The sequence below is a fragment of the Tsukamurella sp. NPDC003166 genome (assembly GCF_040611135.1).
Lineage (GTDB): Bacteria > Actinomycetota > Actinomycetes > Mycobacteriales > Mycobacteriaceae > Tsukamurella.
This window is the reverse complement of record NZ_JBEXNL010000004.1, coordinates 108,153-132,458: the sequence shown is the minus strand read 5'-3', so window position 1 is coordinate 132,458 and position 24,306 is coordinate 108,153. Positions and strand designations below refer to the sequence as shown.

Here is a 24,306-nt window from a genome sequence, read left to right as displayed (position 1 = left end):
GGGTACCGGGCACCGTCGGCCCACCGAACGGCTACTTGACGGTGGGCGCTACCCAGGCGTTCGGCCGGCAGGTGAGGTCGTTGTCGTAGCCCTCGGACTTGTCCAGGTCGAAGATGTCGCGGTTCTTCACGCCGAAGGACTGCTGCATCATGATCGGCGCCAGCGCGCCCTGCGCGGGGCAGGGCACGTGCTGCGCGTACCCGATGGCGTGCCCGACCTCGTGGTTGATCGCGTACTGCCGATAACCGGTGAGATCGCCCTCGAACGCGGTCGCGCCCCGCACCCAGCGCGCCAGGTTGATCACGACGCGGCCCAGCTCGCCGTTGTAGCAGGACGACTCGAGCTGGATCGTGTAGCCGCAGGCCGAGCGGGTGGTCATCGGTGAGGTCAGCGAGATGGTGAAGCTCGGGGTGCCCTTGTCGATGCGCTGGAAGGCGACGGCGGGGTCGTGGATCCAGCTGCGCGGATCGGACAGCGTCTTGTCGATCATCGCGGCGAAGGCCTGGTCGCCGCTCAACGCGCTCATGTCCACGCCGTCCTCGACGGCGATCATGTACGTGAAGGTCTGCTGTTTGCCTTCGCCGACCTTTCCGGTCGCGCCGGGCACCACGTGCCAGATCCCCTGGCCCTTCTCCGTGAACGCGCCGCCCACCGGCAGCATCCCCGCGGGCGGCACGGGTCCCGGGACCACCTTCGACGGTGCGCCGACGATCGTCTTCTCCGGCGTGGGGTTGCGCGAGAGGTTCTCGGTGGCGCCGTCGACCCTGCGTTCCTGCGCGAACGGATTGCCCCAGAAGGTGACGACCAGCGCCACGACCGTCAGCACCGCGAGCACGGGCACGGCGTACGCACGCCAGCCGTAGGTCCGCAGGATCCGGCCGAGCCGACCCTGCTTCGCGTAGCGGCGCTCGCGCGGCGGCCGGTTGCGCTGATCGCCCGAGGTCGCGGCGGTCGAGTTGATCGGGTCCCACTCCGCCCGAAGCGGCGCACGCCCGTCCGGCCGGGGACGCCTCGGGTTCGAAGGACTGCTCACGTCGTCAACAATTCCACGACCGGCGCCTCCCGAGTGGAACCGACACGCGCCTCACGTCTCCCCGACGGCCTGCTCCGTCGCGACGACGAGATCGCGAACGATCCGCGCCGTCTCCTCCGGCCGCTCCATCTGCGCCACATGGCCCACGTCCTCGAACACCGTCAGCGTGCTGCCCTTGATGTGTCGCACCACCTTGGGCGCCACGCCGACGCTCACCAGCAGGTCACGCGCGCCCCAGACCACCGCGGTCGGCACGGACACCGCGCGGGCCGCGGCCCAGTGCGACGCACCGAGGTCCACCAGCCAGCTCCGTACCAGCGCGTTGAAGCTCGCCGCGAGCGCGTCGGGCGCCCAGGGCATGGATGCACGCGCCGCGGCCTGGTCGACGGCCTGCCGCCGCCGGACCGGCCCCATGACCCGCGGATCGACCAGGATCTCGCCGAAGGTCCGATCCACCTGCCGCTCGGGATAGGCGCTGGCGACGAGGCGGAATCCCGCCGGCCCCAGGCCCGGGATCCGCACCAGCGACAGCGGCAGGAACTGCAGCCGTCGCACGCGCGGACGCAGGTCCGGGAAGGCCGGGGAGATCAACGTCAGCGAGCGCAGCAGGTCGGGCCGCAGCATCGCGACGCGCACCGCGATCGCGCCCCCGAGCGAGTTGCCGATCAGGTGCACGCCGGGGCCGCGCGCCGCGACGAGGGTCTCGAGGTACGCGATGACGGTTCCCGCGAACTCCTCGATCGCGTAGTCACCGTCGGCCGGTGGGTCCGACAGCCCGAATCCCGGCAGGTCCAGGGCATAGGACGCGGCTGCCGGCGCGAGTACCTGACCGAGGTCGGTCCAGTTGATCGACGAGCCGCCCAGGCCGTGGATCATCACGGCCGTCGGTCGCGGGTCCGACGGTGCCGTCGTCGCCGCGGCGGCGTCGACGTGTCGCACGAACACCCGCCGACCGCGGAGAGTGACGAACTGTCCGGGCCAGACATCGCTGGTCCGGTTCACCTGCGCGAGAGCCGACACACCGGGCAGCTTGCCAGAGCAAGCCGAGGTCGGCGAGCGCGGCGGGAGTATTGTCGACGGGCCGGGCCGTGACGAGTCCCGGGCGATGCGGGGCAGTACGCGAGCCCCGAGGACGGTGAGGTGGAGCACATGGCGGATCTGGGCGCGACGACCGCGGCGGGCGATTCCCGCGGCGGAGCGAATCCAGCACCCCGCCGCACAGCCCGCCTGCCGCGCAGCGCGCGGCGCATCCAGCTGCTCGAGGCCGCGAGCAGCGTGTTCGTCGACCTCGGCTACCACTCGGCGGGCATGGACGAGATCGCCGTCCGCGCCGGCGTCAGCAAGCCCGTGCTCTACCAGCACTTCCCGGGCAAGCTCGAGCTGTACGTGGCCGTGCTCAAGGCGCACGGCGAGGCACTGGTCACCGGCGTGCGCGAGGCGTTGAGCAGTTCGACCGACAACCACGAACGCGTGATCGGTGCCGTCCGGTCCTTCTTCGACTTCGTCGACCGGGACAGCCAGGGCTACAAGCTCATCTTCGAGTCGGACGTGCTCGAACCCGTCGTCCAGGAGCGCGTCGAGGGCGCCGTGGATCTGTGCATCGACGCGGTGTACGACCTGGTCTCGCAGGACTCGGGCCTCGACCCGTACCGCGCGCGGATGCTGGCCGTCGGCCTCGTCGGCGCGAGCCAGGTGAGCGCGCGCTACTGGCTGTACGCCGACCGTCCGATCCCCAAGGACGAGGCGGTGGCCACCACCGTCCAACTGCTGTGGGGCGGACTGAGTCACGTGCCACTGCAGGCGCAGCGCCGCACGCCCTGACGCGCCAGCCTCAAGATTCGGTCAAGTCCCTGCCAACGATTCGTCAGGGTGCCGTGAACGCTCCGTGAAGTCCTTTGGACGCCGCAGTATCATGTCCGGGTTTGCCCGATTCGTAGTCGCTAGCGTCGACGGGTGCCGGTTCCCCGGCGGTGGGTCGCGCCCACCGCGTTCAGTCTCGCCGCGGTCGTCGCCGTGTCCGGCGGCGCGTATCTGCTGACCGCCCCCGCCGCGCCGTCGACGAGCCGGTCCGCACCCGCGGGCACCGTCGGGTTGACCGCGAAGCTGGACGGGTGCGCGGCGCCGTCCGGCACCGTCGACGCCGGGAACCGGACCTTCGCGGTCACCAACACGTCCACGCGGTCGCTCGAACTCGCGCTCGCCGGGCCCGACGGTGCCGTGTACGCCGAGCTCGACGCGCTCGCTCCGCAGGCCACCCGCCTGCTGCGCGTCGCGCTCGGCTCCGGCGAGTACCGGTTCGAGTGCTACTTCGCGGAGACCGACGCCGTCACCGGCGCGTCCTTCCGGGTCCCGGGCGCCGCGCCGCGCGGGCCCGCCGTGATCCCGACCTCGACGCAGGACCTCACCCCCGCGACGCTGGACTACCAGACCTGGGTCGGCGGGCGGCTGCCCGCCCTGCGTGATGCCGTCGCCGCACTCGCCGCCGCCCGGGACGTCGAGACCCAGCGCACCGCGTGGCGCGCGGCGCACCGGCTGTACGAGACGCTCGGCGCGGCGTACGACGCCTTCGGCGACTGGGACGGGAAGATCAACGGCCGCCGCACCACCGGCGACGCGACCGGCTTCCACGCGATCGAGGCGGCGCTCTGGGCCCCCTCCCCGACGGTGCCCGCGGAGCTCGAGCGGACCCTCGTGACCGATGTCGCAGGACTGCTCGCCGACTACCCCTCGCTCGCGGTGAACCCGCTGCAGATCGGCCTGCGCGCGCACGAGATCACCGAGAACACCATCGAATTCACGCTCACCGGCGCCGACGACGCCGGCTCGTACACCGGACTCGACACCGCCCGCGCGAACCTCGAGGGCACCCGCCGCGTGCTCGACGCGCTCAACCCCGTGCTGACGACGCGCTATCCCCGGCTGGCCGAGACCCGCGCCGCGCTCGACCGCGCCGACGCGGTGTGCGCGGACCTCGCCGACCGGTTCCCGGCCCGCCCGGTCGGCGAGCTCCCTCTCGCCGGCCGGCAACGGCTCAACACCGCGTTCGGCGGCCTCGTCGAACTGCTCGCCCCGATCGCCGCGATCGCCGACGTCCGGCGCACGAAGTGAGGGCGTCGCGGCGCGGCTTCCTCGGCGGGACCGCCGCGGCCGCAGGGGCCGTCGGCCTCGCGGCGTGCGCTCGGGACGGGTCGGCTCCGACACCCGCGCCGGTGAGCGAGCAGCGGCATGCCACCTACGCCGCCTTCGACGTCACGTGCGGCTCGGTCGCCGAGACGGATGCACTCCTGCGCGCGCTGCGCGAGCGGATCGGCGCACTCAAGCAGCCGCACACGCCCGTCGCCACCGCGATCACGGCGCCGCCCACCGACTCCGGCACCCTCGGCCCGGACCTCGGCGGTGCACCCGACCTCACCGTGAACATCGGCTACGGCGCGAGCTTCTTCGACCGCTGGCACCCCGACAAGCGGCCCACCGGCATCCGCCCGATGCGCGAGTTCGACGACGACCGGCTCGATCCGGCACGCTGCCACGGCGACCTGCTCCTGGAGATCCGCGCCGCGGATCAGGACACCGTGCTGCACGCGCTGCGCGACCTCAGCCGCGCCGGGCGGGGCGGGCTCGCGCCGCGGTGGCGGCAAGAGGGCTCGCAACCGTCCCCCAGGCCCGACGGTGCGCCCCGCAACCACTTCGGCTTCAAGGACGGGACGTCCAACGTGCGCCCCGAGGAGTTCGACCGGCTCGTGTGGCTCGACGGTGCCGCCCAGCCCTGGACCCGCGGCGGCACCTTCCTCGTGGTGCGCCTGATCCGCATGCTCACCGAGTTCTGGGACCGGATCTCCCTGGCCGAGCAGGAGAACATCTTCGGCCGCGACCGCGCGAGCGGCGCCCCGCTCGACGGCAGCACCGAACTCGACGCACCGCAGTACGCCGACGATCCGGGCGGCGACGTGATCCCACTGACCAGCCACATCCGGCTCGCGAATCCGCGGACGGCGGAGACCGACGGCTCGCGGATCTTCCGCCGGGCCTACAACTACGCCGGCGGACTCGACGTCAACGGCAACCTCGATCTGGGTCTGGTGTTCACCTCCCTGCAGCGGGACCTCGTGGGCCAGTTCGAGGCGGTCCAGGAACGGCTGAGCGGCGAGCCGCTCACCGACTACATCGCCCCGTTCGGCGGCGGCTACTTCTATCTTCCGCCCCGCGACGCGGGAACGGACTGCTCCACGACAGGAGGCATACTGTGAACCCCTTCCGCTACCGGGGAACTCGTTCCCGCACCGCCCGGGCCGCAGCGCTCGCCGGTGCCGCGGCGATCACGCTGGCGGCCGGCGCGATCGGCGCACCGTCGGTGCTCGCCGATCCCGGCGACACCGCCACCCCGATCAAGCACGTGGTGGTGATCTTCAACGAGAACATCTCCTTCGACCACTACTTCGGCACCTACCCCGTGGCCGCCAACACCCCCGGCGAGAAGCTGCAGGGCTCGGGCCTGGACGCCCCCCGGTTCACCGCCGCGCCCGGAACCCCCACGGACGTCAACACTTTCACCCACGCCGGGCTCGCGGGCGACGCGAACCCCAACAAGTACAAGCCCTTCCGCTTCACGCCGGGCCAGGCGGTGACCTGCGACCAGAACCACGAGTACACGGCCGAACAGGAGGCCGCGAACGGCGGCGCGATGGACAAGTTCGTGGAGTTCACCACGAAGGACAAATGCGCCTCGTCCGGCCCCGGCATGTTCGAGCACCCCGGCTCGGTGATGGGCTACTACGACGGCAACACCGTTGCGGGCCTGTGGAACTACGCGCAGAACTACACCCTCAACGACAACTTCTGGTCCACCCAGTTCGGCCCGTCGACGCCGGGCGCGATCAACCTGATCTCCGGCCAGACCTTCGGCGTCGAGTCCTACGACGCCGCGACCGGGAAGAAGACCACCGCGCCGGACAAGTACACCGTCGGGGCCCCGAACGCCGCGGGCGTGGGCACCCTGTACGAGGACCCGGACCCGCTCTACGACGACTGCTCGAACAAGAACCGCACCGGCAAGGACGCGCTGGCGGCCATGCAGGGCAAGAACATCGGCGACCTGCTGAACGACAAGTCGGTGTCCTGGGGCTGGTTCCAGGGTGGATTCCGCCCGTCGACCGCCGCCGCGGGCGACGCCCGCGCACTGTGCAACACGACGCACAAGAACGTGGCCGGGAACGCGTCGATCGACTACAGCCCGCACCACAACCCCTTCGCCTACTACAAGTCCACGGCGAACGAGCACCACGTCGCACCCGCGAACGTAGCCGAGGTCGGGCACGCCGGACCGGCGAACCACAACTACGACCTCACCGACTTCGACGCCGCGCTGAACGCCGGGAGCCTGCCCGCGGTGAGCTTCCTCAAGGCCGGCGAGTACCAGGACGGCCACGCCGCCTACTCGGACCCGCTCGACGAGCAGACCTTCGTCACCACCTACGTCAACCGGCTGCAGCAGTCCAAGGACTGGGCCTCGACCGCGGTGATCCTCGCGTACGACGACTCCGACGGTTGGTACGACCACCAGGCTCCGGTGATCCTCTCGGGCAGCAAGGATCCCAAGCTGGACAAGGCGATCTGCGCGAACGCCGCGGCGCCCGCACTCGCGGGACAGTCCGTGCGCTGCGGCCCCGGCACCCGCCAGCCCTTCCTGCTGATCTCGCCGTTCGCCCGGAAGAACACGGTGAACCACGACGCCATCGAGCAGGCCTCGATCACCAAGTTCCTCGAGGACAACTGGCGCACGGGCCGGATCACCGACTCCGCCGACGAGCGGGCGGGCAAGCTCGACGGACTCTTCGACTTCGGATCCGCACGCACCGACAAGGTATGGCTGAACCAGGTCACGGGCGCCGTGGTCGATTCCCCACCGCCGGCCGATCAGGGCTCGCAGGCCGCCGCAGTGAAGGGCGCACCGTCCAGCGCCGCAGCCGCGCCGTCCACCACGCAGGCCGCGGGCGAGTCGAAGGACTCCTCGTCGAACACGTGGCTGTGGGTGGGCATCCCCGTCGTGGTCGTCGTCCTCGTCGGCGTGGGCGTCTGGGCGCTGCGCAGCCGCCGGTCGGAGTCGTAAGCGGCTCGACTTGCCGCCGAGTGCGGTCGTTCACCTGCGGTATCCGTAGGAGAACGACCGCACTCGCGACTCACGCGGCGCGGTGCATGAGCATCTCGATCGGGCCGCGGGAGAAACGCCGGGTCCACAGCGCCGACGCGGCGAGCAGGAAGCCCATCACCGCGACGTAGACGGCCAGCGTGAAGACCAGGCGGTGCTCTGCGCCGTACCGCGCCGCCAGCCCCAAGCCCCAGCCGTAGCAGAGTGCCGAGGCCACGAGGTTCTGCAGCACGTAGCAGCTCAGGGCGGTCCGGCCGACATTGCGCAGTGCGCCGCCGACCCTCCCCACCGCCCGCCGCTGGTAGAACTCCGCGATCAGCGCGAGCACCCCCAGAGCCACGAGCGGGGCGATCGCGTACCGCCCCACGAACACCGCGGGGCCCGACAGTCCCAGGGGCGCACCGACGACACCCACCGCAAGGTCCACGACGGCGGCGACCGCGCCGATCGTCATCAGGCGGCGCCGGAGGCCGGCACCGTCCGGCCCGAAGATCCCCGCTTGGAACAGGCGTGCGCCCGTGAGGAACATGGCGATCGTCAGCGGGATCATGAAGATCATCTCCGCGCGGAACAGCAGCGCGTGGTCGATACGGAAGAGCACGAGGTCGAGGAACGAGCCGTCCGCATAGGGATTCGAGGTCGACCGCTGCGACGCCGCGCCGTCGCCGGACAGCATCATGGCCAGCACCGCGAGCGCCACGACCGACAGGTGCACGGCGACCGCGCCGATCACCCACCGCGTGCGCGCGACCGGGCGCAGGATCAACAGCGCGGACACCAGGAACGACACCAGCGCGTAGCCCATCAGCACGTCGAACTCGGCGACGAGCAGGAAGTGCAACAGACCGTCGAGGAACAGGACCAGGGCACGCCGCCAGTACCGCCCCGGCCAGGGGCGCCGGGAGCGAAGCGAGCGGGCCCGATCGTCGGCGGCGGCGTGCCGCACGGCCGACGCCTGCTGGATCGCCAGGCCCACCCCGAACATGAGGCTGAGCAGGCCCAGGAACTTGCCCTGTGCGAGGGTCTGCAGCACCCGGATAGGGAGCGACTCGCCGCCCACCGTCTTCAGGTACCCGACCATCCCCCGTGGCTCGGTGAAGATCCACACGTTGGTGCCGAAGGTGCCGAGGATCGCGATACCGCGAGCGACGTCGAGCGAGGCGATGCGCCGCGTCGTGGACGCCTGCGTGTCCGTGGGGGCCGAGGTCGAGGTCATGCCCTCACGGTCCCCGACGACACGACGACCCGCGACCGCCATCCGGCGGGAGCGGGGTCCGTCGTTCGGCTGATGCGCTTACGCCGTGCGATCAGCCGGTAGCGATGACAGGTGTCATAGCGCCGGTTCGAATCACCCGATCGCTGGTCGCGATCGCCAGCCCGCGCCGGGTGGCCTGAGCCACGATCATGCGGTCGAACGGGTCCCGGTGATCCCAGTTCAGCTGCCCCGCGAGCGTGGCGTCTGCTGAATCCATCACGAGCTCCTGCGCGGTCATCGCCTCGAGCGTGTCCTTCCAGCTCGACAGGATCCCTGCGCCGTCCAGGCGGCCCAGCCGGGTCTTGATCGCGATCTCCCACGCCGACGCCGCCGAGACGAACAGGTCGTTGGCAGGATCCTCGATCACCGCCAGCGCCTGCTCAGCCACCAGATCGGGCGACTTCACGAGCCACAGAAGCGCGTTGGTGTCCAGGAGCACCGCGGTCATGAGACGGAATCCCACGCGGCCAGCTCCTCGTCGGGGAGCGGTGCATCGAAGTCCTCGGCGATGACCAGTCCTGGAAACTGCCCGAACGTGCGCATCCTCGGTGTCGCCGGCGAGATCACCGCCACCGCGCGACCGCGCGAGGTGACAGTGATCGGCCTGCCGGTCTTCTCCACCTCGGCGAGGACGGCGTTCAATGTGGCCTTCGCTTCAGTGCTGGTGATGGTGCGCATGAGCTCATCGTATACTTAACGGACTAGTCACACTAGTCCGTTAGGTGGCTCGGCTCGCTGTCCCCGGTCGATAACGGCGCAGGGATCCACAACGACTCGGACCCCGCGATCACCGGAAGGTGATGACGGGGTCCGTGGTTCGGGGGACCTACTCGGCCGCGGCTTCGGCGGGCGCGGCGCCCTCGGTCTTCTTCGCGCCGGAGCGGCGCCGACGGCGGCGCTTGCGAGCCGGGGCGTCCGCCCCGTCTCCGGAGCCCTCGACCACGGCCTCCGACGGCGCACCGTCGGACGTGAGAGCCTCCGTGGCGGCCTCGGCGGGGGCGGCACCGTCGACCTTCTGACCGCCGCGCGTGCGCGTGCGGGTCCGGGTGCGCTCACGCTTCTCGCGCGGCTTGCGCTCGACCACCTCGCCCTCGGCGCGCTTGCGCACGCCGGGCAGGCTGCCCTTGACCTTCGGGTCGATGCCGAGGTCGGTGAACAGGTGCTCGCTGGAGCTGTAGGTCTCCGCCGGCTCGGGCTTGCCGAGGCCGAGGGCCTTGTCGATGAGCTCCCAGCGATGCAGCTCGTCCCAGTCGACGAAGGTGACCGCGGTGCCGGTCTTGCCCGCGCGGCCGGTGCGGCCGATGCGGTGCACGTAGGTCTTGTCGTCCTCGGGGCACTGGAAGTTGATGACGTGGGTGACGTCGTCGATGTCGATACCGCGGGCGGCGACATCGGTCGCGACCAGCACGTCGATCCCGCCGTCGCGGAACTTGCCGAGCGCCTTCTCGCGCGCGACCTGGCCCAGATCGCCGTGGACGGCGCCGACCTTGAAGCCGCGCTCGGCGAGCTCGTCGGCCACCTTCTGAGCGGTGCGCTTGGTGCGGGTGAAGATCATCGTGGCGCCGCGGCCCTCGGCCTGCAGGATCTTCGCGACCATCTCGACCTTGTCGAGGGCGTGAGCTCGGTAGACGAACTGCGTGGTGCGCTCGTGCACGGCGGAGTCGTCGTGGTGCTCGGCGCGCACGTGCGTGGGCTGCCGCAGGAAGGTACGGGCCAGCGTGATGATCGGGCCGGGCATGGTGGCCGAGAACAGCATCGTCTGCCGGTCCGTGGGGACCATGCCGAGGACCTTCTCGATGTCCGGCAGGAAGCCGAGGTCGAGCATCTCGTCGGCCTCGTCGAGCACGAGGATCTGGATCTTGCCGAGCACGAGGTGGCCCTGGTTGGCGAGGTCGAGGAGGCGGCCGGGCGTGCCGACGACCACGTCGACGCCCTTCTGCAACGCCTCGATCTGCGCCTCGTAGGGGCGGCCGCCGTAGATCGAGGTGATCTTCAGGTCCCGCTCGCCCTTGGTGGTCTGCACGCGGACGCCGTCGGCGGCCCGCTCGAGGTCCTCGGTGACCTGCACGCACAGCTCGCGGGTGGGGACGATGATCAGGGCGCGCGGAGTACCGTCGAGCGCCCGCAGCCCGTCCTCGCCGACGTCCGCGCGGGCCTGCGTGATGAGGCGGTTGAGCAGCGGGACGCCGAAGCCGTAGGTCTTGCCCATGCCCGTGCGGGCCTGGCCGATCAGGTCGTTGCCGGCGAGCGCGAGCGGGAGGGTCAGCTCCTGGATCGCGAAGGTGCGCTCGATGCCGCGCTTGCCGAGGGCGTCGACGATGCCCTGGTCGACGCCGAGTTCGGCGAAGCTCGGCGAGACGTGGTCGTCGCCGATGACGTGGACGTCGGGCATGCCCTCTTCGGTGGCGGGCTCGGTGTGGATGTCGTTACCTGTGGTGATGATGTCTGCCTTTCATGGGCGGCGTATGCGTCGCGTGTTTCCCGCGCGCACTGTTTCCGGCCATGAATCCGGGCCCGGATCGTCACGATCCGCGCCGCGTCCTCGACTTCAACGCCCCGGTTCGGAGCGGAGTGCGCGCACAACTACCGGCGACCTCGCTGGATCGCACCTTCACCATGGTACCCCGCGTCGCGGCTCGCACTAGCATGTGCACTATGAGCGAACACTCGCAGGACCGGGGAACCAGCGCCGAACACCCGGGCGTGGCGGCACTGTTCGCCGTGCTCGCGTACGGCGAACTCGCCGCCTTCCAGCGCCTCTCGAGGGAGTCCGAGATGGCGCCGGACTTGCGCGGCCGAATCGCCGTGGCGTCGATGGCGGCGGCGCAGATGCGCAACTTCGAGCTGCTCGACACCGAACTGGACCGCCGCGGTCAGGACGTGACCGTCGCGACCGCGCCGTTCGTCCCGGTGATCACCCGCTACCACGAGCGGACGACGCCCCGGAACTGGAACGAGGCGCTGGTCAAGGCGTACATCGGCGACGGCCTGGCCGCCGACTTCTACTCCGAGGTCGCGCGGGCCCTGCCGGGCGAGCCCGCGTCGGTGGTCGCCGCCGTGCTGTCCGACACGCGCGAGTCCGAGTTCGCCGTCTCCCGGGTACGCGCCGCCACCGCCGCGAACCCCGCGCTGCGGTCGCCGCTCACGCTGTGGGGCCGGCGGCTGCTCTCCGAGGCCATCATCCAGGCGCAGGAGGTGCTCGCCACGCGTGACGAGCTCGCCGCGCTGCTCTTCGAGCACTCCGCCGACCTGCCCGGCGTGGCGCAGTTCTTCGAGTCTCTGCAGACCCGGCACGCCGAGCGGATGGCGACCCTCGGCCTCGGCTGAGCCGCCGGCGCTGCCCTCAGCGGAATCCTCGGTCCGGCGGCGCACGGACCGCACCGAGACCGATAGCCTCGTGCCATGGAGATCAAGATCGGTATCGCGGAGTCGAACCGCGAACTCGTGCTGCAGAGCAAGGACTCGTCCGAGGACGTCAAGAAGGCCGTGGGCGATGCGCTCGCCGGCCGCACCGAGCTGCTGGAGCTCACGGACGAGAAGGGCAAGCGCTACCTGGTGCCCGCCGCCCGCGTGTCCTACGTCGAGCTCGGCGCGAACGAGAGCCGCTCCGTCGGCTTCAACGCCAGCTGACGGGTCCTACGACCGCCCGCCAGTAGGCTCGGGGCCGTGGTGAAACCCGAACGCAGGACCGGTGTCGATCTCGCGGTGTCGGCCGTGATCGCGATCGTGGTGATCGTGGCGGGCTTCGTGGCGTGGATCACCGGCTCGGCGGGCAAGGCCGTCAGCGAGACGGCCCCGGCCCCGTCGACGGTGAGCGGCTCGCTCATCGAGCTCCCGGTGGCGCTCCGCGAGGCCTGGACCGCGGAGGCGGACCGCCCCGTCCTGGCCTTGGGTGGCACCGTCGTGACCGCCCGCGGCGGCGAGGTCGCCGGGCACGACCCGGCGACGGGCAAGCGGACCTGGCGGTACGCGCGCGGCGACACGCAGGTGTGCGGATTGACCGCCAACGCCGGCCTGGTCCTCGCGTTCTACCGCGACGTCCGCGGCTGCGGCGAGGTCATGGCCCTGGACCCCGTCACCGGGCAGCGCCGCGCCAGCCGGTCGGGGCGCGAGGACCACGAGGTCACCCTGACCGGCGACGGCAACTACGCGATCGCGCAGGGGCCCACGCGCGTCGACGTGTTCCGTTCGGACCTGGTGCGCACCGTCGAGTACGGCAAGCCCGATGTCCCCGTGAATCCCGGCGTGCAGCCCCGCTCGGGCTGCACCATCGGCTCCGCCCTCCCCTCCGGCGCGTCGATCACCGTCCTCGAGACCTGCCCGACGGAGCCCTACCCGCGGCTCACCGTCATCGGGGCGTCCCCGAAGGAGGCGAGCGAGCCGCAGGAGACCTCGTCCGTGGTCGCGGCCGCCCTCGGCTCGTCGGACCCCGACGACGCCGAGGCCGGTGACCGTCCCCGCCTCATCACCGCCACCGCCGCCGGCGCCGTGGCCTACCTGCCCGCACAGGGCGGCCGGTCCGCGCGAGTGGTCACCGTGGACCTGCAGGGCCGCGAGCTGCGCTCCGTGGACGTGACGACGCCGGCCGGCGGCGCGCCGCGGGACGTGCCCGTGGTGACCGAGGCCGGGATCGCGTCGTTCTTCACGGGGACCTCGACCGTCGTCGTCGACGCCCCGTCGCTCGTGGCCGAGATGGTGATCCCGGGAACGCTCGGGCCCGGCGCGGTCGTGGGCGGCCAGATAGTGGTGCCCGGCCCGACGTCGCTCACCGCCTACGATCTCAACTCCCGGACGCTGGTCCGGTCGACGCCCGTCGCCCGGCCCGGCTATTCGACGGGGCCGGTCCTGCTCACGCTGGCGAGCGACGCGCTGGTGAGCCAATGGGGCGGCACGGTACAGGCGTACCGATCGGCCTGATCGCGTTACTCGGCCGCCCAGGTGACCAGGGGCGCACCGTCGGCGACGTGGGCTCGGATGCTCTGCGCCAGTTCGCGATAGGCGGTGGCACCCTTGTTCTTCCGGCCGGCGAGCACCGTCCGGCCGGCGGCGTTCGCCTCGGCGAACCGGACGGTGCGCGGGATCGGCGGGGAGAGCACCGCGAGGCCGTAGCGGTCGGCGACATCGGAGAGGATGTCGCGGCTGTGCGTGGTGCGCGCGTCGTAGAGCGTGGCGATCGCGCCGAGCATGCCCAGCCCGGGGTTGGTGATCGCCTGCACGTCGCGCACCGTCTTGAGCAACTGCCCCACGCCGCGGTGGGCGAGGGTCTCGCACTGCAGCGGAATGGCGACCGCGTCGGCGGCGGTGAGGCCGTTGAGCGTGAGCACGCCCAGGCTGGGCGGGCAGTCGATGATCACGACATCGAAGCGGTCGGCGACGTCCGCGAGGGCCCGCTTGAGCGCGTACTCCCGGCCCGCGCGCATGAGCAGCAGCGCCTCCGCGCCGGCGAGGTCCAGCGTCGCGGGCAGCACCGTGACGCCGTCCTCGGTCTCGAGCAGCACCTCGTCGATCGTCTTGTCGCCCAACAGGACGTCGTGCACGCTGTGCTCGATGCGGTCGGGGTTGTGGCCGAGGGAGAAGGTCAGACAGCCCTGCGGGTCGAGGTCGACGACGAGCACGCGGGCGCCCAGCTCGACGAGCGCCGCACCGAGGCTGGCGACGGTCGTGGTCTTCGCGACGCCGCCCTTCTGGTTGGCGACGGCGAGGACGAAGGGGGCGCCGTGGGGCGGCGTGGCACCGGTCATGCTGCGAGGGTACCCACCGATGCGCGACGATGAGCGGATGAGCACCGCAGCACGCCTCGTGTACATCCGCCACGGCGAGACGGAATGGTCGCGGTCCGGCCGCCACACCGGGGCGACCGACATCGACCTCACCGAGACCGGGGGGGAGCAGGCCGCCGCGCTGGCGCCCGTGCTGGACTCGCTGGCGCTACGGAACCCGACCGTGTGGGTGAGCCCGCGCCACCGCGCCGCCCGCACCGCCGAGCTCGCGGGCCTGACGGTGACCGGGGTCGATCCCGACCTCGCCGAGTGGGACTACGGCGACTACGAGGGGCTCACCAGCGCCGAGATCCGCGTCGACGATCCGGGGTGGACAGTGTGGCGCTCCGGCGCGCCCGGCGGGGAGTCGATGGCGCAGGTCTCCGCCAGGGTGGACCGGGTACTCGACCGGGCGCGGGTCGCGATGGCCGACGGTGACGTGGTCCTCGTCGCGCACGGACACCTCGGACGGGTACTGACGGCGCGGTTCCTCGGCCAGCCCGCGGACTTCGGCCGGCACGTGATGATTCTGCCCGCCTCCGCCGCGGTGTTCGAGCTGGATCGCGACGACGTACCGCAGGTGACCCGGTTCGGTCTCACCGGATACGCGGCAGCGCATTACAGCGGGCGATAGGACCCGTCAGTCCCGGCGGTACTCCCCCTCGAGCCACGCCACCGTCGGCGGGCTGAACAGCAGGACGAGCACGACGATCGCGGGGGCGAGGAGGGGATAGCCGAGCAGCGGGGAGCTCTGGGCGAAGGCGCCACTGATGCCGGTGAATCCGAGCAGCAGGTTGGTGAGCACGCCCACGGTGCGGCCCCAGCGCTTGCCGCGCAGCAGCGCGACGCCGCCGGCGAGCACCGCGGCGCCCATCGGGATCATCCAGAACGCCAGGCCGTAGGCGCCCGTCGTGGTGGCGGCGCTGCCGGTCAGCCCGCGCACCAGCTCGACGATGCCCACCAACAGCGCGATCGCGCCCTCGAGCGCCACGAGGCCGCCGGCCACGAGGACCGTACCGGGCGCAGCGGTGCGGGTGGCACCCGAGCGCTTCACCGTCGAGCGCGTCGCGCGGGGCCGGTCACCGTCGTTGGTCGTCACGACACCAGGGTATCGGGGCGGCGTGGGTAGGCTGCTCGGTGTGCGCGCCCTGTTGATCTCCAACCCCAACGCCACGTCCATCACCGCAGCGGGACGAGACCTCGTCGCCATGGCGTTGGCGTCCACTCTGGACGTGACCCTGGCGCAGACGCAGCACCGGGGTCACGCGGCCGAACTCGCCGCCGCGGCCCGCGCGGACGGCACCGATCTGGTGATCGTGCACGGCGGCGACGGCACGGTCAACGAGGTGGTGTGCGGAATCCTCGGGCGGGAGGGCCTGCCCGGGGAGGCCGCACCGGCCGCCCCCGAAACCCTGCCGGCCGTCGCGGTGATCCCCGGCGGCAGCGCGAACGTCTTCGCCCGATCGCTGGCGGTGCCGCGCGATCCGGAGGAGGCCACCGTCCACCTCACCGACCTGCTGGCGCGTCGCAGCTTCCGGACCATCGGCCTGGGCTGCGCCGACGAGCGCTACTTCCTGTTCAACGCGGGCATGGGCGTCGACGCCGAGGTCATCGCGAACATGGAGGCGCTGCGCGCCAAGGGCAAGGCCGCGACCTCCGGGCGGTACGTGCGCACCTCCATCCGCACCTTCTTCGCCGCGGCGCGACGTGAGCCGCAACTCACCGTCCACCTGCCGGGCGAGCAGCCGGGCACCTGGCAGGACATCGACGGGGTGCATTTCGCGTTCGTCTCGAACGCGAGCCCGTGGACCTTCCTGGGCAATCGCGCGGTGTTCACCAACCCGGCGACCGATTACGGCACCGGGCTGGGCGTGTTCGCGTCGCGCTCGATGCGCACGATCCCGAACCTGATGCTGGTCCGGCAGATGCTCTCGGCCCGCCGTACCAAGGGCCCGACGGTGCGTCACCTCGTCCGGCACGACGACCTGCCCGAGCTGCGCGTGACCAGCGACGTCCCGGTCGCGGCGCAGGTCGACGGTGACCACCTCGGCGAGCGCACCGAGGTGCGGTTCTGGTACTCGCCCGAGCGGATCCGGGTCGTGGCGGACCTGCCTCCGCTACCGCGCGTGCGCTGACGGCCTCGCTCGCGGCGGACCCGTCGACCGGCGCCGATTCCCGCGGACTCGGCGTGACCGGATCGGAGGGGCGAAGTGAGCGATTCGTCACGACCCTGCAGAAACCTATTGCAAACCTGCAGCGTGTGAGGATATATTTGCGGGCACGCCGCTGAACCGGCAGCAGTGTAGTACACGCCTCGGAAGAGGGCCCTCACCGCCCCCGCTGTGAGATAACCCACCTCTGAGTCGGAATCTCTTGACTCCTGCCGGGAACGTGGAAACATTCATGACGTAACAACGCGGAAACAGTTCGGTTCCCCCCGCGTTAACAGCCTGGAAATTCGGTGCCGGATCGGCACCTGCGATGAGTGGCGCGCCCGCGCGCCTGAAGGAGTGTACTGACATGGATTGGCGCCACAAGGCCATCTGTCGCGACGAGGATCCCGAGCTGTTCTTCCCCGTGGGTAACAGTGGTCCGGCCATCGCGCAGATCGCGGACGCCAAGCTGGTCTGCAACCGCTGCCCCGTGACCGCCGAGTGCCTGTCCTGGGCGCTGGAGTCCGGTCAGGACGCCGGTGTGTGGGGCGGCATGAGCGAGGACGAGCGTCGCGCGCTCAAGCGCCGCAACGCCCGCACCCGCACGCGCACCGCTGTGTAGGAGCATCATTCGACGAGGGCCCGGTGGATCTCCACCGGGCCCTCGTCGTGCTCCGGTCAGACGGGCTGGAGCGGCACCTGGACCACCGCGTCCGTTCCGCCGTCCCAGGTCGACAGGCGCAGCTCCCCGCCCAGCTCGGACGTCACGAGTGTCTGCACGATCTGCAGGCCCAGGCGGTCGGAACCGTCGAGGGTGAAGCCGGACGGAAGGCCGGCACCGTCGTCCCGGACGGTGACCTCGAGCATCCTGGTGGACCGGTGCGCGAGCAGTGCGACGGTGCCCGACTCCCCCGGCCCGTAGGCGTGCTCGATCGCGTTCTGGATGAGCTCGGTGACGACCATGACGAGCGGCATCGCGCGGTCGGCGTCGAGCAGGCCCACGTCACCGCGCCGTACGACCGTGACCGTCCCAGCACCCTCGGCCGGCGCGACATCGCCCATGATCGGGATGAGCCGGTCGATCACCTCATCGATGTCGACGTGTTCGTCCACGCTCATCGACAGGGTCTCGTGCACGAGCGCGATCGACGCGACCCGGCGCACGGATTCCTGGAGCGCGCGCTTGGCCTCGTCGTTGCGCGTGCGGCGGGCCTGCAGCCGGAGCAGGGCCGAGACCGACTGGAGATTGTTCTTCACCCGGTGATGGATCTCTCGGATGGTCGCGTCCTTGGAGATCAGGGCGCGGTCGCGGCGCTTGAGCTCCGTGACATCGCGGAGCAGCACGGCGGCGCCGGCCGGCCGGCCGTTCGGATGCAGGCCGAGCACGCGCAGCACGACGGTCACGCCGCCCTTCGTCAGCTCGATCCGCGAGCCCTCCCCGCGCTGCAGCGCACCGTCGAGCGCGACGGCCAGGTCCTCCGATTCGAAGGAGTCCCCCACCAGCTCCGCGGTGACCTCCACCAGACCACTGCCCTCGAGGTCGCTGGGCGCGCCCATCCGACGGTAGGCCGATTGCGCGTTCGGGCTCGCGAACACGACCTTGCCCTGCGCATCGACCCGGACGAAACCGTCGCCGGCCCGGGGCTCCGCCTCGCCGGTGGGCAGCTCCTCCCGCTCGGGGAAGGTGCCCTCGGCGACCATCGTGCACAGGTCGTCGGCGCACTCCGTGTACGCGACCTCGAGCGGGCTGGGGGTGCGCGGGTGGGTGACGTTGAAGTCGCGGGTGAGGACGGCGACGACCTCACCGTCCGAGGACACCGGGACCGCCTCGCGCCGCACCCGGGAGGGACCCGTCCAGGCCGGGGTCACGCCGCGGACCACCACCGCGCCCTCGAACGCCGCGTGCAGCGTGGGCGCCTCCCAGGGCGGGACGACGACGCCGACACCGTCGGAGTCGTAGACGGTCGAGGTCGTGTTGGGGCGGCACTGCGCGATGCAGATGTACGACGGGTCGGTCCGGTCGCCCTCCGGGTCGTTGCGCACCCAGAGCCGCAGGTCCGCGAACGACAGATCGGCGAGCAGCTGCCACTCCCCGGCGATGCGCTGCAGGTGGCGCGCGGCGCGACCGGGGAGGTCTGTGTGGATCGCCAGGAGGTCGGCGAGGGAGGCCATGGGACCGCCTTTTTGTCGTCGTCGGTGCCGTCGTGAAACAATAGCCGGTACTGCGAATGAGCTCGGGACAGGAAGGAGACCGCCATGGGAAAGCGTGGACGTAAGAAGCGCGGGCGCAAGAAGAACGCCGCCAACCACGGCAAGCGTCCGAACTCCTGAGCCATCAGGGATTCACCGCACTTGCGCACGAGGGCCCGCCGACGCGATGTCGGCGGGCCCTCGTCATGTGTGCGGATAGGTCACTCCGGGCGGAAGCGCACCTCGGTGTGCCGGATGCTGATCGTCAGTCGCTCGCGCAGCCCCTCGGGGGCGCGCTCGCCCCCGCACTTGCGGTTCACGAGCGACTTGATCTGCTGCTCGATGCCGTAGTGCGACAGGCACTGCGAGCAGCCGTCGATGTGCGCCTTGAGCCGCTCCTTCGCGGCCGAGTCGCACTCGTTGTCCAGCAGCAGCCAGACGTCCGCCATCACGGCGGAACAGTCGAGCTCGAGGTCCGGGTTCCCGTCCGAGGAATAGGTCACTTCTCCACCTCCTGATCGGCGGCGTCGACCTCGTCGTCGGCGGCGCCCCGCAGGAACCCTCGCTCCCGCGCGACCCCCTCCAACTCGGCACGCAGCTGACGCCGCCCGCGGTGCAGCCGCGACATCACCGTGCCGATGGGGGTTCCCATGATGTCCGCGATCTCCTTGTAGGGAAAGCCCTCCACATCGGCGTAGTACACCGCCATGCGGAAGTCCTCCGGGAGCTTCGCGAGCGCTTCCTTGATCTCGTCATCGGGCAGCGCGTCCAGGGCCTCGATCTCCGCGGAGCGCAGGCCGGTGGAGCTGTGCTCCGCCGTGGCCGCGAGCTGCCAGTCGGTGATCTCGTCCGTGGGGTACTGCGCCGGCTGCCGCTGCTTCTTGCGGTAACCGTTGATGTACGTGTTGGTGAGGATGCGGTACAGCCACGCCTTGAGGTTGGTGCCCTTCTTGAAGCTGCGGAAGGCGCTGTAGGCCTTCACGTAGGTCTCCTGGACCAGGTCCTCCGCATCCGCCGGGTTACGGGTCATGCGCAACGCGGCGCCGTACAGCTGGTCGAGCAGCGGCAGCGCCTCGGCCTCGAAACGCGCCGTCAGCTGCTCGGGCGTCTCGGTCGTCTCGTCGGGCGCCGAGTCCAGTTCCGCTACGTCCGCGATCTCCCGGTCGGTCATACCGACGAAGGCTACCGGTCGCTCGAGGACCGCTGCTCCGCTACCTGCACTCACGACCTCTGCAACAGCGCCGCCCGCCCGCTTGTTCCCGTGCCGTCCGGATCAACGCAGCCGGAGCCGGACCATGGGCAGACCGTCGACGGGGTGCTGCACCGCGTTCTCGATCGCGCCGCGCAGCCGCTCCCACGCCACCGGGTGCGCGGTGCGGTACCGCTCGAGCACCTCGTCGGAAGCCGTGCGGTCCAGCAGTTCGGCGCGCGCCGCGCGGTCCCGGTTCCCGACGGTGACCCGACAGTCCGGGTGGGCGCGCAGGTTGCGGTACCACTGCGCGGTCTCGCCGAAGCCACTGCACACCACCACGGTGTCGGCGTCCGGCCGGTCGACCACCTCGAGCACCACGTACCGCGGCTCGCCGGACTTCCGGCCGATGTGTTCGATCATCACCATCCGCGGGCCCAGCAGCGGCCCCAGACCGTGCTGGAACAACCAGATCGGTGCGCGCACCAGCCGACGGGTCCGTAGCGCCCGCGCCGCCAGCGCGGAGGGGCTCAGGTTCTCGTCGATCCATCCCACGCATCCGACGGTACGCCGCGATCCGGGGCCGCCGGGTACCGTCGGCCTCCCCCTCGGTCCGTCCCCTCCCCACCGCTCCGTCCCCTCCTCACCGATTCACCGCCCACTCCCCCCGATCCGTTCCTTCCCCCTCGAAACGACCTGCGTTTCGGTGGGGAGGGAACGATTCGGGGGGAAGCGTCCCACCTGATTGACTGGGCGGCATGGGCAAGAAGAACGCGGCGGCGACGCCGGCGATCGCGGCGCTGCAGACGGCGGGGATCGAGTTCCAGGTGCACGAGTACCAGCACGACCCGCGGGCCGAGTCCTTCGGTGGCGAGGCCGCGCAGGCACTGGGGAACGACCCGGCGCGAGTGTTCAAGACGCTGGTCATCACCGACGGCAAGCAGCTCGCCGTGGCGATCGTGCCGACCTCCGGCAAGCTCAGCCTCAAGGCCGCGGGCGCTGCGCTGGGCCTGCACCGGCCGACCATGGCCGACCCCGCTGACGTGCGCCGGGTCACCGGCTACGTGCTCGGCGGGGTGTCCCCGCTCGGGCAGCGCAAGCAGCTGCCGACGGCCGTCGACGAGTCCGCGCTGGGCTTCGAGACCGTCTTCTGTTCCGCCGGAAGGCGGGGCCTGGAGGTGGAGCTGGCACCGTCGGACCTGGTGGCCGCGACGTCCGCCGTGCTCGCGCCCCTCGCGGCCCCGTGACCGTGCATGGTAGTCAAGAGATGAGTGCGGGCGGGCAACACGGGTTTGGCGGTGGCCGCGCCGGAAAGTAGGTTCGTGGTATGGCCAGCTACTTCGTCACGGGCGGGACGGGCTTCATCGGCCGTGCCGTCGTGGCGCGGCTCGCCGCCGCGGAGCACGACAGCACGATCTACCTGCTGGTACGCGACGCGTCCCTGCCGAGATTCGAGCGGCTGATCGCCGACCTCGGCCACGAGCTGGCACCGCAGGTCGTGCCGGTGGCCGGCGATGTCACGGAGCCGGGCCTCGGCATCACCCCCGGAGACCTGCCCGAGCACGTCGACCACGTGATCCACCTCGCCGCCGTCTACGACATGGAGGCGTCGGAGGAGATCCAACAGCTCACCAACGTCGGCGGCACCCGCAACACCCTCGAACTGGCGGAGCGGCTCGGCGCGACGATGCACCACGTGTCCTCGCTCGCGGTGGCCGGCAACCACGAGGGGTGGTTCGCCGAGTCCGACTTCGACGTCGCGCAGGACTTCCCCACCCCGTACCACCGCACCAAGTACGAGGCGGAGCGGCTCGTCCGCGGCTCGTCCGCGCCCTGGCAGGTGTACCGCCCGTCCATCGTGGTGGGCGACTCGATGACGGGCGCGATCGACAAGATCGACGGCCCCTACTACTTCTTCCCCTTCCTGCGCCTGATGGGCACGATCCCGCACCACCTGCACGTCCCGTTCGCCAACCTCGGGTACACGAACATCGTGCCGGTCGACTTCGTCGCCGCCGCCCTGGTCGCACTGGTGACCGCTCCGCCGGCGCCGGGCACCGTCTACCACCTGGCGGACCCCAAGGGCCAGAGCATGGCCGCGATCTACGAGGCGATCGCGCCCGCGTTCTCCGGCCCCAAGACGCTGCCGCTGCCGAGCGCGCCGCTGGGCGAGTTCGCCGCGCGCATCGGGCGTCGCAACGAGGTGCGCGCGTTCCGGGACACGATCGCCCGCCAGATCGGGATCCCCCCGTCGATCCTGGATCACCCGTTCTACAACACCCGCTTCGACTCGGAGGCCAGCTACCGGACGCTCAGTCGGCTCGGGGTGGCGCTGCCGCGCCTGAAGTCCTACGGCCCCCGCCTGTTCCGCTACTGGGCCGAGCACCTCGATCCCGCGCGGAACCGCCGCGACGACCCCCGCGGCCCGCTCGTGGGAAAGCACATCCTGCTCACCGGCGGATCCTCAGGCATCGGTCGTGAGGCGGCCAAGCAGGCCGTGCTCAAGGGTGCGAACGTGTTCATCGTCGCCCGCAAGCCCGAGGACCTCGCCGACGCGGTGCTGCGCATCGAGGCGGAGCCCGGGCTTCCGGGCGTCCCGAAGGGCATCGTCCGGCCCTACCAGTGCGACGTGACCGACCCGGAAGCCGTGCGCACCACCGTCGCTCAGATCCTCGCGGAGCACGGCCACGTCGACGTCCTGGTCAACAGTGCCGGGCGATCGATCCGGCGTGCGACCGTCGACTCCGTCGACCGCGCCCACGACTACCAGCGCACGATGGCCGTGAACTACTTCGGCGCGGTGTACCTGATCCTGGAACTGTTGCCGCACATGGTGGCCCGGAAGTCCGGGCACGTGGTCAACGTGTCGTCGATCGGGGTTCAGGTGCGCGGGCCGCGGTTCGCGGCGTACATCGCCTCGAAGTCGGCGCTGGAGGCGTTCAGCGATATCACCGCGGCCGAGACGATGTCGGACCACGTGACCTTCACCAACATCCACATGCCGCTCACCCGCACCCGGATGATCGAACCGACCGATGCCTACGACAACGCGATGGCGCTCTCGGTGGAGAAGGCCGGCCAGATCGTCGTGCGCGCCATCGTCGAGCGGCCACGCCGCATCGATACGCCGCTCGGCACGCTCGCGCAGTTCGGCCAGTTCCTCTCACCGCGGATCGCGGCCGCCGCGCAGCACCAGGGCTATCTGTTGTTCCCCGAGTCCGGCGGGCCGGACGACGACGGGGCCGGGGCCGCGAAGGTCGTGGAAGTCGATGTGGCCGAAGTGGATACGCCGCGCGGCCGGCTCGCCGCCACGAAGGACCTGTCGAAGGACATCTCCACTGCAGCGGTCAGCCCGCTGTTCGGCATCTCCGGCGATCAGGGCCTGCGCCGCCTCGCCCGCAAGACCCTCAACCGCCTCCCCGGCATCAACTGGTAGCGACGGACTCCATCGTCTGCGCAGGCGCGAGCAGTGCCCGCGGCGTGACGCCGGTCAGCGCGCGCACCTCGCGGGTCAGGTGAGCCTGGTCCGCGTAGCCCGACGATGCCGCCGCGACGCCGAGCGCATCGCCCGCGCGGATCAGGGTCACCGCGCGCTGGAAGCGGAGGATCCGCGCGAGGGTCTTCGGGCCGTAGCCGAACGATCGCCGGGCCAGCCGGTGCAGTGCCCGCTCGCCGAGCCCGGACTCCGCCGCGATCCCGGCGACGGGGCGCCCCGCCCCGAGCCGGGCCGCGATCCCGGCGATCCGTCGGTCGAGGACCACGTCGCCGAGGAGCCCCGCCGCGATGTCCTCGGGGTCACGCGAGGCCGTCAGCCGGCGGCACGGGAGGACCTCGGCCAAGGGGACGCGCACGCCGGTGAGCTCATCTGCGGCGACACCCAGCAGCTGCGGGAGAACACCGGGCGGGAAGCGCAGGCCGTCGATGCGCGCACCGTCGGACCCGGTGACGTGCGCCGCGACGGCGTCCGGACCGGCGACGATGGGCGCACCGTCGATCACGATGACGTCCATGCAACCGTCGGGCAGGATCAGCGCGGTCCCGGCGCTCCCCGTCGAGGACCACCGGACCGCGCCGGGGATCCTCGACGGGCGTTCGCGGTACACGCATTCGAGTATGTCCGAAACGTTCAAGACCCGCGTCGACCCGACGCATACGGTGGCGCCATGACTGAACGCCTGCGCTTCGACGCCATCGGCATGGTCGCGGACGACCTCGCCGCCACCCTCGCCTTCTACCGCCTGCTCGGCCTGGACATTCCCGACGGTGCCGAGCACGAGCCGCACGTGGAGGCGCAGCTGCCCGGCGGGATGCGGCTTATGTGGGACACCGCCGCGGTGATCCGGACGATGGAGCCGGACTGGGTGAAGCCGACGGGCCAGAGCGCCACGCTGTGCGTGCTCTGCGCCTCGCCCGCCGTGGTCGACGAGGTGTACGCCGAGCTGCTCGCCGCCGGGCATCCCGGCGCCATGCCACCCTTCGACGCGCCGTGGGGACAGCGCTACGCGGGCGTGCTCGACCCGGACGGGTACCAGGTGCAGCTGTTCGCGTGGCAGTAGCGTCCGAGACCACACACGGAATGTGT

Annotated in this window: 26 protein-coding genes; 13 read left to right on the top strand and 13 right to left on the bottom strand. The window is 71.1% G+C overall.

From position 1 onward, the window contains the following. Window positions 1-31: 31 nt before the first annotated feature. Both ABZX10_RS06580 and ABZX10_RS06575 read right to left on the bottom strand, forming a co-directional pair. Complete coding sequence (locus ABZX10_RS06580) at window positions 32-1,033, bottom strand: DUF3152 domain-containing protein (RefSeq protein ID WP_355536106.1); 1,002 nt, start codon at window positions 1,031-1,033, stop codon at window positions 32-34. Between the two features lie 51 nt (window positions 1,034-1,084). After that, entirely contained in the window at window positions 1,085-2,053 is a 969-nt protein-coding gene (locus ABZX10_RS06575) for an alpha/beta fold hydrolase (RefSeq protein WP_355536103.1), read from the bottom strand. A 129-nt stretch (window positions 2,054-2,182) separates the two neighbouring features. Between ABZX10_RS06575 and ABZX10_RS06570 the strand changes: the two genes are divergently transcribed. The 4 genes from ABZX10_RS06570 (at window position 2,183) to ABZX10_RS06555 (ending at window position 7,139) form a co-directional block, all read left to right on the top strand. Further along, window positions 2,183-2,854, top strand: a complete 672-nt coding sequence (locus tag ABZX10_RS06570) for a TetR/AcrR family transcriptional regulator (protein WP_355536100.1) — start codon at window positions 2,183-2,185, stop codon at window positions 2,852-2,854. A 132-nt stretch (window positions 2,855-2,986) separates the two neighbouring features. Further along, window positions 2,987-4,141 (top strand): EfeM/EfeO family lipoprotein, encoded by a 1,155-nt coding sequence (locus ABZX10_RS06565; RefSeq protein WP_355536097.1) that lies wholly within the window; start codon window positions 2,987-2,989, stop codon window positions 4,139-4,141. Then, a complete protein-coding gene (locus tag ABZX10_RS06560; protein WP_355536094.1) occupies window positions 4,138-5,280 on the top strand; it encodes a Dyp-type peroxidase in 1,143 nt (380 codons plus the stop codon). Before ABZX10_RS06565 ends, ABZX10_RS06560 begins: the two co-directional genes overlap by 4 nt. Beyond that, complete coding sequence (locus ABZX10_RS06555) at window positions 5,277-7,139, top strand: alkaline phosphatase family protein (RefSeq protein WP_355536091.1); 1,863 nt, start codon at window positions 5,277-5,279, stop codon at window positions 7,137-7,139. The genes ABZX10_RS06560 and ABZX10_RS06555 overlap by 4 nt, the downstream gene beginning before the upstream one ends. 70 nt (window positions 7,140-7,209) lie before the next feature. Here the strand turns inward: ABZX10_RS06555 and ABZX10_RS06550 are convergent, their stop codons facing one another. The 4 genes from ABZX10_RS06550 to ABZX10_RS06535 form a co-directional block, all read right to left on the bottom strand. Next, window positions 7,210-8,394 carry a DUF418 domain-containing protein gene (locus ABZX10_RS06550; RefSeq protein ID WP_355536088.1) on the bottom strand — a complete coding sequence of 395 codons (1,185 nt, stop codon included), beginning with the start codon at window positions 8,392-8,394 and terminating at the stop codon, window positions 7,210-7,212. Window positions 8,395-8,485: 91 nt separating this feature from the next. Continuing rightward, window positions 8,486-8,881: a type II toxin-antitoxin system VapC family toxin gene (locus ABZX10_RS06545; RefSeq protein WP_355536085.1), complete on the bottom strand. Its 396-nt coding sequence runs from the start codon at window positions 8,879-8,881 to the stop codon at window positions 8,486-8,488. After that, window positions 8,878-9,111, bottom strand: coding sequence for a type II toxin-antitoxin system Phd/YefM family antitoxin (locus ABZX10_RS06540; protein WP_355536082.1), 234 nt, complete (start codon window positions 9,109-9,111; stop codon window positions 8,878-8,880). The genes ABZX10_RS06545 and ABZX10_RS06540 overlap by 4 nt, the downstream gene beginning before the upstream one ends. 148 nt (window positions 9,112-9,259) lie before the next feature. Then, window positions 9,260-10,825: a DEAD/DEAH box helicase gene (locus ABZX10_RS06535; RefSeq protein WP_355536079.1), complete on the bottom strand. Its 1,566-nt coding sequence runs from the start codon at window positions 10,823-10,825 to the stop codon at window positions 9,260-9,262. Between the two features lie 263 nt (window positions 10,826-11,088). Here ABZX10_RS06535 and ABZX10_RS06530 point away from each other — a divergent pair, with 263 nt between their 5' ends. The 3 genes from ABZX10_RS06530 to ABZX10_RS06520 all read left to right on the top strand — a co-directional run bounded on the left by ABZX10_RS06530 (window position 11,089) and on the right by ABZX10_RS06520 (window position 13,350). Next, entirely contained in the window at window positions 11,089-11,760 is a 672-nt protein-coding gene (locus tag ABZX10_RS06530) for a ferritin-like fold-containing protein (protein WP_355536076.1), read from the top strand. Between the two features lie 75 nt (window positions 11,761-11,835). Then, window positions 11,836-12,063 (top strand): DUF3107 domain-containing protein, encoded by a 228-nt coding sequence (locus tag ABZX10_RS06525; protein ID WP_068571814.1) that lies wholly within the window; start codon window positions 11,836-11,838, stop codon window positions 12,061-12,063. Between the two features lie 36 nt (window positions 12,064-12,099). Beyond that, window positions 12,100-13,350, top strand: a complete 1,251-nt coding sequence (locus ABZX10_RS06520) for a hypothetical protein (protein ID WP_355536072.1) — start codon at window positions 12,100-12,102, stop codon at window positions 13,348-13,350. 5 nt (window positions 13,351-13,355) lie between these two features. Here the strand turns inward: ABZX10_RS06520 and ABZX10_RS06515 are convergent, their stop codons facing one another. After that, a complete protein-coding gene (locus ABZX10_RS06515) occupies window positions 13,356-14,174 on the bottom strand; it encodes an AAA family ATPase (protein ID WP_355536069.1) in 819 nt (272 codons plus the stop codon). 37 nt (window positions 14,175-14,211) lie between these two features. Here ABZX10_RS06515 and ABZX10_RS06510 point away from each other — a divergent pair, with 37 nt between their 5' ends. Beyond that, window positions 14,212-14,826, top strand: coding sequence for a histidine phosphatase family protein (locus ABZX10_RS06510; protein WP_355536066.1), 615 nt, complete (start codon window positions 14,212-14,214; stop codon window positions 14,824-14,826). Between the two features lie 6 nt (window positions 14,827-14,832). Here the strand turns inward: ABZX10_RS06510 and ABZX10_RS06505 are convergent, their stop codons facing one another. Continuing rightward, complete coding sequence (locus ABZX10_RS06505) at window positions 14,833-15,291, bottom strand: hypothetical protein (RefSeq protein ID WP_355536063.1); 459 nt, start codon at window positions 15,289-15,291, stop codon at window positions 14,833-14,835. Window positions 15,292-15,331: 40 nt separating this feature from the next. On the opposite strand from ABZX10_RS06505, the gene ABZX10_RS06500 reads away from it, so the two are divergent. Further along, complete coding sequence (locus ABZX10_RS06500) at window positions 15,332-16,327, top strand: diacylglycerol kinase family protein (RefSeq protein WP_355536060.1); 996 nt, start codon at window positions 15,332-15,334, stop codon at window positions 16,325-16,327. A gap of 385 nt (window positions 16,328-16,712) precedes the next feature. Then, the gene (locus tag ABZX10_RS06495) at window positions 16,713-16,967 is read left to right on the top strand and encodes a WhiB family transcriptional regulator (protein WP_013125780.1); all 255 of its coding nucleotides are present in this window, start codon (window positions 16,713-16,715) and stop codon (window positions 16,965-16,967) included. 56 nt (window positions 16,968-17,023) lie between these two features. Here ABZX10_RS06495 and ABZX10_RS06490 read toward each other — a convergent pair whose 3' ends face one another. The 4 genes from ABZX10_RS06490 to ABZX10_RS06475 all read right to left on the bottom strand — a co-directional run bounded on the left by ABZX10_RS06490 (window position 17,024) and on the right by ABZX10_RS06475 (window position 20,279). Continuing rightward, window positions 17,024-18,517 carry a histidine kinase N-terminal domain-containing protein gene (locus tag ABZX10_RS06490; RefSeq protein ID WP_355536053.1) on the bottom strand — a complete coding sequence of 498 codons (1,494 nt, stop codon included), beginning with the start codon at window positions 18,515-18,517 and terminating at the stop codon, window positions 17,024-17,026. A gap of 239 nt (window positions 18,518-18,756) precedes the next feature. Continuing rightward, entirely contained in the window at window positions 18,757-19,038 is a 282-nt protein-coding gene (rsrA, locus tag ABZX10_RS06485; protein WP_082778044.1) for a mycothiol system anti-sigma-R factor, read from the bottom strand. Further along, complete coding sequence (locus ABZX10_RS06480) at window positions 19,035-19,706, bottom strand: sigma-70 family RNA polymerase sigma factor (protein WP_355536049.1); 672 nt, start codon at window positions 19,704-19,706, stop codon at window positions 19,035-19,037. The genes rsrA and ABZX10_RS06480 overlap by 4 nt, the downstream gene beginning before the upstream one ends. Window positions 19,707-19,808: 102 nt before the next feature. Next, on the bottom strand, window positions 19,809-20,279 hold the full coding sequence (locus ABZX10_RS06475) for a nitroreductase family deazaflavin-dependent oxidoreductase (protein WP_355536046.1): 471 nt from the start codon (window positions 20,277-20,279) through the stop codon (window positions 19,809-19,811). Window positions 20,280-20,482: 203 nt separating this feature from the next. On the opposite strand from ABZX10_RS06475, the gene ybaK reads away from it, so the two are divergent. Together ybaK and ABZX10_RS06465 are read left to right on the top strand one after the other, a co-directional pair. Continuing rightward, window positions 20,483-20,971 carry a Cys-tRNA(Pro) deacylase gene (gene ybaK / locus ABZX10_RS06470; protein ID WP_355536043.1) on the top strand — a complete coding sequence of 163 codons (489 nt, stop codon included), beginning with the start codon at window positions 20,483-20,485 and terminating at the stop codon, window positions 20,969-20,971. Between the two features lie 80 nt (window positions 20,972-21,051). Then, on the top strand, window positions 21,052-23,160 hold the full coding sequence (locus ABZX10_RS06465) for an SDR family oxidoreductase (protein ID WP_355536040.1): 2,109 nt from the start codon (window positions 21,052-21,054) through the stop codon (window positions 23,158-23,160). Here ABZX10_RS06465 and ABZX10_RS06460 read toward each other — a convergent pair. Continuing rightward, a complete protein-coding gene (locus ABZX10_RS06460) occupies window positions 23,150-23,827 on the bottom strand; it encodes a helix-turn-helix transcriptional regulator (RefSeq protein WP_355536037.1) in 678 nt (225 codons plus the stop codon). The two genes, ABZX10_RS06465 and ABZX10_RS06460, sit on opposite strands and share 11 nt — an antisense overlap. Before the next feature lie 60 nt (window positions 23,828-23,887). On the opposite strand from ABZX10_RS06460, the gene ABZX10_RS06455 reads away from it, so the two are divergent. Next, window positions 23,888-24,280, top strand: coding sequence for a VOC family protein (locus ABZX10_RS06455; protein ID WP_355536034.1), 393 nt, complete (start codon window positions 23,888-23,890; stop codon window positions 24,278-24,280). Window positions 24,281-24,306: the final 26 nt, after the last annotated feature.